The organism is Micromonospora sp. CA-263727 (assembly GCF_050942455.1).
In the GTDB taxonomy this organism is placed as follows: Bacteria; Actinomycetota; Actinomycetes; order Mycobacteriales; family Micromonosporaceae; genus Micromonospora.
This window is the reverse complement of sequence record NZ_CP192031.1, coordinates 4657440-4671296: the sequence shown is the minus strand read 5'-3', so window position 1 is coordinate 4671296 and position 13857 is coordinate 4657440. Positions and strand designations below refer to the sequence as shown.

Annotated in this window: 10 protein-coding genes and 1 pseudogene; 5 read left to right on the top strand and 6 right to left on the bottom strand. The window is 72.8% G+C overall.

What is annotated here, in order from left to right:
• Positions 1 to 8: 8 nt before the first annotated feature.
• The 3 genes from ACQPYA_RS20330 to ACQPYA_RS20320 all read right to left on the bottom strand — a co-directional run bounded on the left by ACQPYA_RS20330 (position 9) and on the right by ACQPYA_RS20320 (position 4211).
• Positions 9 to 1448 (bottom strand): hypothetical protein, encoded by a 1440-nt coding sequence (locus tag ACQPYA_RS20330; protein ID WP_433528684.1) that lies wholly within the window; start codon positions 1446 to 1448, stop codon positions 9 to 11.
• 136 nt (positions 1449 to 1584) lie between these two features.
• Positions 1585 to 2562 carry an NAD(P)-dependent alcohol dehydrogenase gene (locus ACQPYA_RS20325; RefSeq protein ID WP_433528683.1) on the bottom strand — a complete coding sequence of 326 codons (978 nt, stop codon included), beginning with the start codon at positions 2560 to 2562 and terminating at the stop codon, positions 1585 to 1587.
• Between the two features lie 170 nt (positions 2563 to 2732).
• Positions 2733 to 4211, bottom strand: coding sequence for a glutamate--cysteine ligase (locus ACQPYA_RS20320; protein WP_433528682.1), 1479 nt, complete (start codon positions 4209 to 4211; stop codon positions 2733 to 2735).
• 152 nt (positions 4212 to 4363) lie between these two features.
• Here ACQPYA_RS20320 and ACQPYA_RS20315 point away from each other — a divergent pair, with 152 nt between their 5' ends.
• Entirely contained in the window at positions 4364 to 4699 is a 336-nt protein-coding gene (locus ACQPYA_RS20315; RefSeq protein ID WP_433528681.1) for a DUF3817 domain-containing protein, read from the top strand.
• Between the two features lie 85 nt (positions 4700 to 4784).
• On the opposite strand, the gene ACQPYA_RS20310 is transcribed toward ACQPYA_RS20315, so the two are convergent.
• The gene (locus ACQPYA_RS20310; protein ID WP_433528680.1) at positions 4785 to 5324 is read right to left on the bottom strand and encodes a hypothetical protein; all 540 of its coding nucleotides are present in this window, start codon (positions 5322 to 5324) and stop codon (positions 4785 to 4787) included.
• 148 nt (positions 5325 to 5472) lie between these two features.
• On the opposite strand from ACQPYA_RS20310, the gene ACQPYA_RS20305 reads away from it, so the two are divergent.
• The 4 genes and pseudogenes from ACQPYA_RS20305 to ACQPYA_RS20290 all read left to right on the top strand — a co-directional run bounded on the left by ACQPYA_RS20305 (position 5473) and on the right by ACQPYA_RS20290 (position 10559).
• Positions 5473 to 6591 carry a Vms1/Ankzf1 family peptidyl-tRNA hydrolase gene (locus ACQPYA_RS20305; protein ID WP_433528679.1) on the top strand — a complete coding sequence of 373 codons (1119 nt, stop codon included), beginning with the start codon at positions 5473 to 5475 and terminating at the stop codon, positions 6589 to 6591.
• Positions 6584 to 7783, top strand: coding sequence for a thiamine pyrophosphate-binding protein (locus ACQPYA_RS20300; protein ID WP_433528678.1), 1200 nt, complete (start codon positions 6584 to 6586; stop codon positions 7781 to 7783). The genes ACQPYA_RS20305 and ACQPYA_RS20300 overlap by 8 nt, the downstream gene beginning before the upstream one ends.
• 344 nt (positions 7784 to 8127) lie before the next feature.
• A pseudogene (locus ACQPYA_RS20295) lies at positions 8128 to 9464 on the top strand (hypothetical protein).
• 219 nt (positions 9465 to 9683) lie between these two features.
• The gene (locus ACQPYA_RS20290; RefSeq protein WP_433528677.1) at positions 9684 to 10559 is read left to right on the top strand and encodes a SigB/SigF/SigG family RNA polymerase sigma factor; all 876 of its coding nucleotides are present in this window, start codon (positions 9684 to 9686) and stop codon (positions 10557 to 10559) included.
• A 12-nt stretch (positions 10560 to 10571) separates the two neighbouring features.
• On the opposite strand, the gene ctaD is transcribed toward ACQPYA_RS20290, so the two are convergent.
• Entirely contained in the window at positions 10572 to 12560 is a 1989-nt protein-coding gene (gene ctaD, locus ACQPYA_RS20285; RefSeq protein WP_433528676.1) for an aa3-type cytochrome oxidase subunit I, read from the bottom strand.
• 188 nt (positions 12561 to 12748) lie between these two features.
• Positions 12749 to 13675, bottom strand: a complete 927-nt coding sequence (locus ACQPYA_RS20280; protein ID WP_433533545.1) for a glucosyl-3-phosphoglycerate synthase — start codon at positions 13673 to 13675, stop codon at positions 12749 to 12751.
• Positions 13676 to 13857: the final 182 nt, after the last annotated feature.

The window sequence follows — 13857 nt, the reverse complement described above, 5'->3', positions numbered from 1 at the left end:
CCACCGTGCTAACAGCCGTAGACGGAGACGCAGACCCGGATGTCGTACGGGTAGAAGTCCGACTGCATCATCGGCCACGACGAGACGATGCCGACGGGCTGCCCGTTGACGGTGCCGCCGCCCCAGTTCAGCCCGACGAAGGTGACGTCGTTGGTGAGCGGGCTGTTGGTGAGGCGGAAGACCGGGCCGCCGGAGTCGCCCGGCTGGGACGAGTACGTCCCGATGTACTGGCAGTTCTGGGCGATGTTCGGCATGTCCTCGATGTTGCTGATCCGGACGCAACTGCTGGTGATCGTGCCGGTGCTCATGCCCGAGGTACGCCCGACGCCGCGGATCGCGCCGGTGGGCGTGCCGGTGGCCGTGATGCGGTACTTGTCGGTGCCGTTCCAGTTGATGGTGCCGGTGGTGGCCGGCCGGGCGATCCAGCCGGTCGCCGTGCTGGTGTAGTCACCGTCGAACGTCCCGAACGCCGCGTCGCTCAGCCGGCAGCGGTAGCCGGACGGGCAGGCGAGCGCCTCCGAGCCGTACGGGTTGCCGGTGTACAGCGAGGGATCGAGGATCTCGTAGCCGATCCGGTTGGCGGTGTTCCAGAGGGCGCCCCAGGGGATGGTGGGCTGCCAGTGGTAGACGTAGTCGGTCTGCGCGTAATCCGTCGAGCAGTGCGAGTTCGTCAGGTAGCCGGTGAACTGCGGGCTGGTGTTGACCAGGCGGGCGGTGACGCCCAGCGTGCACTGGCCGGTGTAGAAGATGGTGCCGATCGGTCCGATGACGGGAATCGCGTACGAGATCTGCTGGCCGCCGGTCACCGGTCGGTGGTCGTCCCGGAGCGTCTTGCGGCCGAAGTTCGCCTCGACGACCTTCAGCGCGTCGCGGGGGATGCCGGCCTTCTCCGCGTGCCGGACGACGGCGGCCCGCGCGTCCAGGTCGTTGACGCCGACGGTGACGGTGTTGCTGCGTTCGTCGGCGTCGGTGAAGGTCACCGCACCGGCCGGCAGGAGCGCGTCCATCGCGCTCTGCCACGTCTTCAGCTGCGCGAACGAGTACGAGACCTCGACGGTCTTCACCCGGGCGCCGTCCTTCGCGAGCGCCTTCGCGCCCTCGCTGAGGGTCAGCGCCGTGGCCGGCTGCCGCCGGAGCGCGCTCTGCACGTCGGCGGCGACCCGGGCGGCCTGCGCGCCGGAACCGGCGACGGCGATCGTGGTGACCGGACCCGCCGCGCTGTCGTCCAGCCAGATGCCGGCGAAGCCCGGCACCCCGCTGGTGGCCCGGAGAAGCTGCTCGTCCTCGTCCCCGGCCAGCTTCGGCGCGGCGCCGCGGTCGACGCTGGCCAGCGCCTCCTGCACCTTGGCGCGCTCCTCGGCGCTGGCGACCAGCGCGTCCGCCGGTGGTTCCGCGTTGTCCCGGGCGCCGGCCGCCTGGGTCTGTCCTGTGAAGATCGCTGTGACCATTACCGCGAGCGCGACCGAAGCGCCGGCGGTCCGTCGTCCAATCTGCACTGAGCCTCCCAGCCTCCATAGTGGTTAGACGACCGACATTATCAGCGACTGTCTATGCAGAGGGGGCGTTGCGCCAACCGTCTCCTGGTCAGATGGTGACGACGATCTTTCCTGCGGGGTGGCCTCCGGCGACGTGCCGGATCGCATCCGCTGCCTGGGCGAGCGGGTAGGCGCGGTCGACCGCCGGGGTGAGCGCACCCGACTCGACGAGTTCCCGCAGCTCGTCGAGATCCTCGGTGCGCTCCACCGCGCTCACGGTGCGCAGCCGCTGGCCGACGAAGAGGGACAGCAGGGGTGCGCGGAATATCTGCCGGCCGTAGCCGCCGAGCAGCGGGCCCTTGGCGTACGCGCCGCCGACCAGGGCCAGCGTTCCGTGCGGGGTGAGCGCGCGACGCAGCAGCGACAGCGCGCGGTCGCCGCCGGTGTCGACGATGACGTCGTACACCGGGCCGTCGCGGTCGACCTCCTCGCGGGTGTAGTCGAGCACGTCGTCGACGCCGAGGGAGCGGACGAAATCGATCCTGTCCGGGGCGCAGACGCCGGTCACCGTCGCGCCGTACGCCTTGGCGATCTGCGCCGCCTGGGAGCCGACGCCGCCGGACGCGCCGATCACCATGACCCGGTGCCCCGGGCGCACCGCGCCGGTGTCGCGTACCGCACGCAGTGCCGTCATCCCGGAGACCGGCGCGGCGGCGGCCTGCGCGAAGGTCAGGTTGGCCGGCTTGCGGGCCAGCCGCTGCTCCGGTGTGCCGGCGAACTCGGCGTACGAGCCGCCCAGGCAGGTGCCGTACACCTCGTCGCCCGGCCGGAACCGCGTCACTCGGGCGCCGACCGCGGCCACCACCCCGGCCAGGTCCCGACCGCGCACCGCCACCCGGGGGCGGCGCAGCCCGGCCGCGAGACGCACCAGGTAGGGGCGGCCGGCCATGAGGATCCACACGCCCGGGTCGACTCCGGCCGCGCGTACCCGGACCAGCACCTCCTCGTCGCCGATGGCCGGTCGGTCGATGTCGCGTAGGTCGAGCACGCCCGCCGGGCCGTAGCTGTCCTGGACGATTGCCTTCACCGGGTCGCCTCCTCGGAGTCGGGGGGATCCAGGGGCGCTTCTCCGGCACACGCCACGACCAGCCTCGTCGATGTCAAGAATCCCTGACACGCCGAGAGTATGGTGTCTTTGACGTCATGTCAAAAAACTTTTACTCCACCCGGCTCTGGCGGGGAGCGGGCGAGCGGGCTCTAGGGGATCGGCCACTCGTGGACCGGGCGGTTGCTGTGCATCAGCTCCACGTAGTGCCGGACCACCTCGCGTAGCGCCTCCGGGCGGTCCAACTGGTCGGCCGACTCTAGCCGGTGCAGCGTGGCCACCTGCCAGCTCGCCCCGTTGCGGCCGGTCAGGCAGCGCTGCTCGATGATGCCGAGCAGGCGGTCCCGCTCGTCCGGGTCCACCTCCCACCGATCCAGGCCCTGCTCGGCCAGCGGCAGCAGGCGGCGCAGCACCAGCTCGGTGACCGGCAGGTAGCCCAGCCCGGGCCAGAAGACGTGGGCGTCGATGCCGTGCCGGGCGCAGGTGTTGAAGTTCTCCTCGGCGGCGCTGAACGACATCTGCGACCACAGCGGCCGGTCCGCCTCGGCGAGCGCGCGGACCAGGCCGAAGTAGAACGCCCCGTTGGCGATGGTGTCCAGCACGGTCGGGCCGGCGGGCAGCACCCGGTTCTCCACCCGCAGGTGCGGCCGGCCCTTGAGCACGTCGTAGACCGGCCGGTTCCAGCGGTAGACGGTGCCGTTGTGCAGCCGCAGCTCGGCGAGGTTCGGCACGCCGCCGGCGGCGAGGGTCTCGGCGGGGTCCTCCGGGTCGCAGACCGGCAGCAGCGCCGGAAAGTAGCGCACGTTCTCCTCGAAGAGGTCGAACACGGAGGTGATCCACCGTTCCCCGAACCAGACCCGGGGCCGTACCCCCTGGGTCTTGATCTCCTCCGGGCGGGTGTCGGTGGCCTGCTGGAACAGCGGGATCCGGGTCTCCCGCCACAGCTCCCGGCCGAAGAACAGCGGCGCGTTCGCGCCGAGCGCCACCTGGACCCCGGCGATGGCCTGGGCGGCGTTCCAGTAGTCGGCGAACTGGTTCGGGCCGACCTGGAGGTGGAACTGGGTGCTGGTGCAGGCCGCCTCCGGGGTGATGGTGTCGGCGGTGACCGCCAGCCGCTCCACCCCGTTGACGGAGATCCGCAGATCCTCGCCCCGGGCGGCGAAGATCTGCTCGTTGAGCAGCGTGTACCGGGGGTTCGCCGAGAGCGTGGCGGCGGTCAGGTGCTCGGGCAGCACGGTGGGCAGGATGCCGATCATCACCAGGTGCGCGCCGACGGTCCGGGCCCGCTGCTCGGCGGCGTTCAGGCTGGCCCGTACGTGTTCCTCGAACTCGGCGGTGCCGGTGCCGGCCAGCCGCCGGGGCGCCACGTTGATCTCGACGTTGAACTGGCCGAGCTCGGTCTGGAAGCTCGGGTCGGCCACCGCCTGGAGCACGTCGGCGTTGCGCATCGCCGGCATCCAGGTGTCGTCGACCAGGTTCAGCTCGATCTCCAGCCCGGTCATCGGCCGGTCGACGTCGAACCGGGACTCGCGCAGCATCTCGGCGAAGACGTCGAGGCAGCGGCGTACCTTGTCCCGGTAGCGAGCCCGGTCCTGGCGGCTGAAGGTCTGCGCGCCGACTTCCTCGCCCATGGTCACCACCCTGTCACCGCTGGTACCCCAAACCTCGCACGTCCGGGCATCCGAGGGAAGCCCCGACGGCCGGCTTCTCCACCATCGAGGCGCCGGCCACGTCGCCGGCCCGGCTGTCCGGCGTCGATCCGGAGCGCCGATACCATGGCCGGGTGCGTGAAAAGGTGACCCGACTGTTCGTGGTGGCGGCGATCGCGGAGGCGATCTCCTGGGCGGGACTGCTGGCCGGGATGGCGGTCAAGTACGGCCCGCCCGGCAACGAGCTGGGGGTGCAGATCTTCGGCCCGATCCACGGCGCGCTCTTCGTGGCGTACGGCGTGCTGGTGCTGGCCGTGGCCCGGGTGCACCGATGGAGCCTGCTGGCCACCGGCGTGGCGCTGGCCTGCGCGGTGCCGCCGTTCGCCACCCTCGTCTTCGAGCGCTCGGCCCGCCGGCGCGGCCTGCTCGACGTCACCGAGCCGGCCCGCGAGCCCGCCCCGGTCGGCTGACCCCCGTCGCGGTCGGCTGACCCGTCGCGCGAGGTCCGCACGCTGGATCGGCGCCGGCCCGTCGCGCGCCGGTCGGCCGGGTGCCTCAGCTCAGCGCGGTGCAGGCGGCCAGCCCGGCGAGCAGCAGCGCGCCCAGTGCGGCCTGCAGGAGCAGTGGCGGGCCGAGATGCGACCAGAGCGTGGCCGTACGCGGCCGGAGCAGCTGCCCGGTGGTGAGGTTGACGATCCGCTCGATCTTCGGCGGCAGGTCCGGGTCGCCCTGGTCGCGCAGGGTCAGCTGGACCTGGTCGGCCGGGTGCAGCGCGCTCTGCGGCAGGTGCCCGTGCAGCTCGACCTCGTACGCCCGGCCGTTGGCGTCCCGCAGGCGGATCGGGGTGACCAGATACTCCGGGCCCTTCTTCAGGTCCTTGAAGCTGCGCCGCCCGGTCCCGGAGCCGGCGGAGAGCGCGGCGCGCACCAGTCGGGCGAGCAGCCCGGCCACCCCGGCGGCGGCGAGCACCACCACCAGCACCGGCTGCCCCACCCGAATCTCCCGGGGATAGCCGTCCTGTAGGCGCACGACCTGGGCGGTGAGGATCCGGCCCGTGGGGTGCAGGCTGCGCCGGGAGTACGATGTCGCGTCCATGACCACCACCCAGAGTCCGCTTCCGCCTACAGATCGTATCGATCCTTCGGGTTGAACGACGTGAATGAAAACCGGTCACGCCGAGGCCGGCAGGTGACAAGTCGGGCGGCGCGGGTAAGCGGTGGGCCGAGCTGGAAAGGGGTCGAGCATGCAGCTGTCCTTCCTGCGGCCGCTCTACGGGCGTCCGGGTCCGTGGTGCTCGGTCTACCTGGACGCCTCCCTGGACACCGAGGACGCGCACCCGGCACTCGATCTGCGCTGGCGTGGCCTGCAACGGCAGTTGGCCGAGCAGGGGGCGGACGAGCCCACCCTCGCCGCTCTCGACCGGGTGATCCGGGGCCACGACTCGATGCCCGGCGACTACGGGCTGGCCGTCTTCGCCGCCCACGGCCGGGTGGCGCTCTCCGAGTACCTGTCCGCCCCGCCACGGCGGGACCTCGCCGCGTACGGCCCGCTGCCGCACGTGATGCCACTGCTGGCCCAGCGGGGCGAGCAGGTGGCGTGGGTGCGGGTGCTGGCCGACCGCACGGGCGCCGACGCGATGTCGGTCAGCGCTGGCGGCGTACCGCGTCGGGCCCACGTCGTCGGCCGGGAGAGCTACCAGCTGCGCCGGGTGAAGCCCGGCGGCTGGTCGCAGTCGCGCTACCAGCGCGCCGCCATGGAGGCGTGGCACCACAACGCCGGTGACGTCACCGCGGCAACCGTCGAGCTGGCCGAACGGGTCGGCGCCGAGGTGGTCGTGGTGGCCGGCGACGTCCGGGCCACCGGCATGATCGCCGCCCAGATGCCGGAACGCTGGCAGGACATGGTGGTCCGCACCGACGCGGGCTCGCGGGCCGGTGGCGCCGACCAGACCCTGCTGGACGACCTCACCGTGCAGACCATCGCCGAGGTCGCCGACCAGCGGATCACCGCGGCGCTGGACCGCTTCGGCATGCAGGAGGACGTCGGCGCCGGACTGGACGCCGTGGTGGCCGCGCTGCAACGCAACCAGGTCGACACGATGCTGATCGTGGACGACCCGTCCGCCAACGGGGAACTCTGGATCGGCCCGGCGGCCACCGACATCGCCACCGACCCGAGCCAGCTGGCCACCGTGGCCGGCCCGGAGCGGGTCCGCGCCGACGCGGCGCTGGTCCGCGCGCTGGTCGGCACCGACGCCGAGTTGACCGTGCTGGGCCCGGACGAGGCCCCGGAACTGGTGGACGGGGTGGGCGCGGTGCTGCGCTACGTCGACCCGGCCACCCCGGGTCGGGGCGGTGCCTGACCGGGAGCTGGCTGACGCGCTCGTCGCGCGACTGTCGGCCTGGCGGGTGCCACGGGTCTTCGGCCAACCGGGCGAGGCGATCGCGCCGCTGGTCGAGGCCCTGACCGCCGCCGGTGGCGAGCCGGACTTCGTAGCCGCCCGCAACGGGGAGAGCGCCGCCCTCATGGCGACCGGGCACGCCGGGTTCACCGGCGCGGTCGGCGTCTGCCTGGCGCCCGAGGGACCGGCCGCCTTCGGACTGCTGGCCGGTCTCGACGCCGCCCGGCGCGCCGGCCTCCCGGTGCTGGCGATCGTCGGCGAGCGGACCCGACCCCCGACTGCCGCCCTGCCCGGGACCGCCGCCCGGCCCTCGACCGCCGCCCGGCCCGGGGCCGCCGGCCCGCATGGGTCCGCTGGCGCGTACCCATGGGGTGAGGTCGGACCGGCGGGTGGGCAGTCACCGGCCGACCTGCCGCAGCGGGTTGGCCGGCTGTTCACCGGGCTGTGCCGGCGGGTGTGGCACGCCGGCGACCCACGGCGCGTCGCGGAGCTGGTGGACGAGGCGCTGCGCGATGCCGTGGCCGGGGCGGGTCCGGTCTGCCTGGTGCTGCCCCACCACGGGCCCGGCGATGGGCGGCCCCTCATCGGGCCCGGCGGGTCGGTCGATCCGGCGCTGGTCGTTGACGAGCTCACCGCCCGGTTGCCTGGTCGGGTCGCCGTGACGCTGGACGGCGACCCGCTCCTCAGCGGCTTCGACCACCGGCTACCACGCGGCGCGGCCGTCCTGCCGTCCGACACCCTCGGCGCGACCGGCAGGGCGTTGCCGTACGCGGTGGCCGCCAAGCTCGCCGACCCGGACCGGCCGGTGCTCGCCCTGGTCACCGACGAGGGGATGCAGCTGCACGGCCTCACCGAGCTGGTCACCGTCGCCCGTGGCTGGCCGGCGTGGCCCGACCCGCGGCTGGTGGTCCTGGTGCTCAACACCCGCTCCGGACATCCGGCCCGGCACCTGGCCGACGACGTCCCGTACGCGGGCTGGGCCCGCCTGCTGGGCCTGCGCGGCGTACGCGTCGACCGGCCGGAACTGGTGGGCACGGCCTGCGACGAGGCGCTGGCCGCGGAGCGGCCCTGCGTACTGGAAATGATGGTCGACCTGGCCTCCCGCCGGCTGCGCCCCGCTGCCCGGGCGACCCCGATGCCGCATCTGACCTGACCGGGCCGGTACGGGAACCGCGACGTCGCGGGGGACGGGCCGGTCGGTCCGGCGTGGGGTGTTGTGGGCCCGGCGGGGCGCTGGCGTCCGGCGCGCGAGCGGGCGGACGGAGACGTCGGAATGTGGGCGCGGACGTCGGCCTGGCCCCGGTAACCGTGATCGGCCAAGGTCACCTGATTGATGCCACCGGGTGGAGGGATGCCCTGTTTAACCCGCATCGAGGCGGGAAGCCGGGCCGCGTGGTGAGCGATCGAGGCAAGTTGGGGCCGGTGCGCAAGGTGCGCCCGGGACTCACGGCGGCCGGCGCGGGGCTGGCCGGCGACCGGATCGTGGCGGCCGGCAGCATGGCGCGGATCCTCGTCGCGGCCACCGCCCGTGCCCTGCGCGGCACCGACTGCGCCGATCTCGGCCACGTCGGGCCGGTGTCCCGCTTCGTCGGCGCCCCCGATCCGGTCCGCCGGGCGGCGGCGATCCGCTCCGCCGGCCGGGTCGCGCTCACCGCGGAGCAGGCGACCGAGCTTGACGCGGCCCGGGTCGCCCAGTGGTTCGTCGACCAGTATCCGCGCCGCCGGTACCCCGGCGTGTTGCTGGGCTCGCCGCACGGCGCTGCCGCGCACCTGGCGGTGGCGCTGGGCATGCCGTGGCTGCCCGCCGGGTTCGAGATGACCGCGCACTGGCCGCGCGGCGCGGTGGACCGTCCCCGCGCCGCCCTGGACCACGGTGCCGCGCTCGCCGGGCGGCTGCTCGCCGGCAACCCCGATCTGCACGTACGCCAGGTGCACTGCCCGGCCAGCCGGGGCGCGCTGGCCGGGGTGACGGTGGCGCTGGCCGGCCGCTGGCGGGGCTGCCGGCGGCGTACCGGAGATTCCTGGCCGAGCGGCTGGAGCCCGGCGCTGCGGTGCTGGTGCTGCGCGACGCGCGGACCTGGCCGGTGCTGGACGCCGCCGACGGGCACAGCTTCCAGGTGGGCTGCCCGGCCAGCGGCCTGAACCCGGTGGACTTCCACCCGGACAGCCACGCGCTGCGGCAGGTGCTGCGCTCGGCCGGCGGCGACGGCGCGCACTGGGAACCCCCGGAGATCCTCGCCCCGCCCGCCGCCGCCGAACACGGCGTGGAATCCGGGTTCGACCTCGGCGTCCGGGAGTGGACCGCCCGGCACGGGCATCCGCTGCACCGGGTTCTCGTGCCGACGCCGGAGGCGCTCAGCGCCGCCACCGCCGACCTGTACCGGGGCTGGTTGCGCGCCGCCGGCAAGACCGGTGACCGGTTGGTGGTCGAATGCGGCCGGCTGCTCGATCCGTGGCAGGTGGTACGCGCCGGTCTGGTGCCGTACTGGTGCGAGAACGCCACCCGGCGCAGCGTGGAGCAGGTGGAGTGGTGGCTGGCCGGCAGCGAGCCGTTCAGCTCGGTCGACGTGCTGCCGGAGCCGCCGGGGGTCCGCTCGCCGGCGCTCGCCGGCCTGCCGCAGTGGCTGGCGATCGCCGGCTTCGGCCGCCGTCGCCGGGCGCTGGACCGTACCACGGCCCGGGGCTACCCGGTCACCTCCGTGCCCACCCGCCGGGCCACCGAGGTGCTCCGCGCCCAGGCGTACGACCTGCCTGCCCCGCGCCAGCTCACGGTGGCCGCCGCCCTCGCCGCGCTGCGCGACAGCGGCACCCGCCATGGCCTGCTGATCTGTTGAGACCGGGCTGGCGAAACATCCTCGCGAACCCGTGATCCCGTGATTGAGTACCTACGGAGCGGGAACACCGCCGGCTGCGACAGGCTGATCACCTTGCCGTGGCACGGCGCCGTCGCCCGCTGGCATCCCAGTCACGTAACCCACTTCAGGCCCGTGCGTGCCTACGCGCGTGCCCGGTGTCGGCGTATCCGGGCGGGGTCCTTCCTGAGGGAGGCGCGGATGTTCGGACAGACCACCACAACCACACCACCACCCACCGATCGGGGCCTGGAGGACCTCGACGCGGCGGCGCTGGCGTACGCGGCCCGGATCGAGGGGCTGCCGCCGGAGCGGTGCCATGAGGCGCGCGACGACCTGGTGCGCTTCGCGCTGCCGTTCGCGGGCCGCTTGGCGCGCCGCTACCGGGGGCGCGGGGAACCGCTGGAGGATCTGGAGCAGGTGGCCCGTCTGGGCCTGGTCAACGCCGTCGACCGGTACGACCCGGAACGCGGCTCGTTCACCGCGTACGCCGCGATCACCATCGTGGGCGAGATCAAGCGGCATTTCCGGGACCGCACCTGGGGCGTGCACGTGCCCCGCCGGCTGCGGGACCTGATCCTGGAGGTCGGGCAGGCCACGGCGTCGCTGACCAGTGAGCTGTCCCGGGCGCCGACCGTCGCCGAGCTGGCGAAACGGCTGGAGACGCCGGAGGAGGAGATCCTCGCCGCGCTGGAGTCGGCGGCCGGCTACAGCCCGGCCTCGTTGAACGCGCCGGTCGGCGGGGAGAGTTCGGCGGAGTTCGGCGACCTGGTCGGTGAGTCGGACATCGCGCTGGAGTCCGTGGACGACCGGGTGACGGTGAGCGGGCTGCTGCACCGCCTGCCCTGGCGGGAGCGGCGGATCCTGGCCATGCGCTTCTACGGCAACCAGACCCAGGCCGAGATCGCCGCCCGGTTCGGCATCTCCCAGATGCACGTCTCGCGGCTGCTCTCGCGGGCGCTGACCTGGCTGCGCCAGGCGATGCTCGCCGACGCGCCGCCGCCCTGGCAGAACGGCCCCGCCGAGTCCGAGTCGGCGAAGGAGACCCGTCCCACCGCCCCGGCCCGCACCCGCTGAACACCCCGTCGATCAGTCGGGGGAATGGGGGTGACGCCATCGCTGGGTGGCCTGTTGCTGGGGGTCGGCTCCGGGTGAGTTCTCCGCCGGGTCGTCGGTCTGCTCGAAGTTGGGCCGGCGCACGTCCTCCGGTTCCGGTACGTCCACCGGCCGGGCGCCGGACTGCGGCGCGGGTTGGTACGCGACCGCCTCCCGCGCCCCGTGCGCGCCCTCGGCGCTGGGCGACTCGGGCCGGTGCTGCTCGCGGTGGATCTCCTCGCGGAACTCCTGCGGCGGCCGGGTGGTCCGTTGTGGAAGGTCCCGGCCCAGGCTGGCCACGAGCTCGCCGTACTTGGCGTCGAAGGCCGGGCGCTCGGAGCGGATCCGGGGCATCCGGTCGAAGTTGCGCAGCGGCGGCGGGCAGGTGGTGGCCCACTCCAGCGAGTTGCCGAAGCCCCAGGGGTCGTCCACGGTCACCAGCGCGCCGTAGCGCCAGGACTTCCAGGCGTTCCAGATGAAGAACAGGGTGGACGCGCCGAGCACGAACGAGGAGATGCTGGAGATGGTGTTCAGCGTGGTGAAGCCGTCGGTGGGCAGGTAGTCGGCGTACCGGCGGGGCATCCCCATGTTGCCCAGCCAGTGGTGCACCGCGAAGGTGCCGTGGAAGCCGACGAACATGGTCCAGAAGTGCAGCTTGCCGAGCCGCTCGTCGAGCAGGCGTCCGGTCATCTTCGGCCACCAGAAGTAGAAGCCGGCGAAGAGCGCGAAGACCACGGTGCCGAAGACCACGTAGTGGAAGTGCGCCACCACGAAGTACGTGTCGTGGGTGTGGAAGTCGGCCGGCGGGCTGGCCAGCAGCACGCCGGTGAGCCCGCCGAGCAGGAAGGTCACCAGGAAGCCGATGGAGAACAGCATCGGGGTCTCGAAGGTGAGCTGCCCCTTCCACAACGTGCCGATCCAGTTGAAGAACTTCACCCCGGTGGGCACGGCGATCAGATAGCTGAGGATGCTGAAGAAGGGCAGTAGCACCTGGCCGGTGGCGAACATGTGGTGCGCCCACACCGACATGGACAGCACGGTGATCGCGATGGTGGCCAGCACCAGCCCGGTGTAGCCGAAGATCGGCTTGCGGGAGAAGACCGGGATGACCTCGGTGATGATGCCGAAGTACGGCAGCGCGATGATGTAGACCTCGGGGTGGCCGAAGAACCAGAAGAGGTGCTGCCAGAGCATCGGCCCGCCGGTCGCCGGGCTGAACACGTGCGCGCCGAGCAGCCGGTCCGCGCTCAGCGCGAGCAGCGCGGCGGCCAGCAGCGGGAAGACCAGGATCACCAGCAGGCTGGTGAAGAGCATGTTCCAGGTGAAGATCGGCATCCGGAACATGGTCATGCCGGGCGCGCGCAGGGTCAGGATCGTGGTGATCAGGTTGACCGCGCCGAGGATGGTGCCCAGACCCGACACCACCAGGCCGACCACCCACAAGTTCGCCCCGACCCCGGGGGAGTTCTCCGCATGGCTCAGCGGCGTGTACGCGGTCCACCCGAAGTCGGCCGTGCCCTGCGGGGTCAGGAACCCGCCGATCACCATCAGCCCGCCGAACAGGTAGAGCCAGTACGCCAGGGCGTTCAGCCGGGGGAACGACACGTCCGGCGCGCCGATCTGGATCGGCACGATGTAGTTGCCGAACCCGAACGCCGCGGGCGTGGCGAAGAGCAGCAGCATCACCGCGCCGTGCGAGGTGAAGAGCTGGTTGTACTGCTCCGGGGCGAGGAACTGCAGGCCGGGCCGGGCCAACTCGGCGCGGATCAGCATCGCCTCGATGCCGGCCACCACGAAGAAGCCGAACGAGGTGATCAGGTAGAGCAGCCCGATCTGCTTGTGGTCGGTGGTGGCCAGGAACCTGACCAACGATCCGCCGGGCACGGGCTTGCGCACCGAGCCGGGATAGCCGCCGAACCGGGCTGGCGCCAGGATGGCCGGCCCACGGTCCTGTCCGGGTTCGGTGGTTACCCGCTTGGGCATGAGTCTCACCCCGCTGACGACGGAAAGGACGGGCGTGGCTACCCGTCCCGTCGACCATGTAACCAGGCGAGAGGGGGAATTTCGGTCAATTCGCGGGTAGTGTGCTGATCCACTCCTTTCACCACCACGACGGGATCAGACGGGCCGGAACCGCCCCCGGGCCGCCGGAGGCGCCGACGGCCCGCCGGTCACGCCGCCGCCACCCGCCGGCGGGGCACCCGGTGCCGCAGCTCGGCCAGGGGTGGCCGCTCCTCGACGGCGACATCGCTGACCACGATCTCCCGGTCCAGGTTCGGCAGCGCGTCGGAGCCGCCCCGGCGGAACTGGGTCAGCAGGGCGGTGGGCAGCACGTCCGGGTTCGCCCAGCCCCGGCGCTGCAACCGCGACCAGGCGGTGAGCATGATCTGCGCGGACATCCGGCCCAGCGCCGCGGTGTCCTGGTGCCGGTGCTTGCGCTCACCCAGATCCACCTGGGCCAGCGCGTCCAGCCCGACGAGTTCGAGCAGGTCGATCAGCATCGCGGTCTCGACGCCGTAGCCGGAGACGAACGGCACCTGGGCCAGCACCTCGCGGCGGCCGGCGTACTCACCGGCGAGGGGTTGCACGAAACCGGCCAGTTCCGGCCAGAACAGGTTGAGCATCGGTCGGGCCATCAGCTCCGTCACCCGGCCGCCGCCGTCGGCCTCCACCCCGCTCGTGCTGACCAGCGGCCGATGGTAGAACCCCTTCACGAAGTCGACCGACGGGTCGGTGAGCAACGGGCCGAGCAGGCCGGTGACGAAGTGCGGGCGGAACTCCCGCAGGTCGGCGTCGACGAACGCCACCACGTCGCCCTCCGCGGCGGCCAGCCCGGCCCAGAGCGCGTCGCCCTTGCCGGTGAGCCGGGGCAGCCCGCGGGTCATCTCGTCCTGGCTGACCACCTCAGCGCCGGCCGCCCGGGCCACCGGCGCGGTCCGGTCCGTGGATCGCGAGTCGACCACGATCAACTCGTCGACCAGCGGCACCCGGTCCATCAGGTGCTCGCGGATGGTCGACACGATCGCGCCGACCGTGGCTTCCTCGTTGCGCGCCGGCAGCACCACGCTGACCCGGCTGTCCCCCTTGGCGCGGAGCAGCCGTCGCGTCGGCCAGTCGGCCGCCGAGGTGGTCCGATAGGTGGCCCAGGCCTCGACCACGGGCGAGACCAGAGATTCAGTGTTCCGCACAGGCACCCCCTGATCGCGGGAAGAACCGGGAGACGGTTTCCCAGCACCCCGCACGCTAACCGGATCCGTCCCCCCAGCTTGATCACCACCGT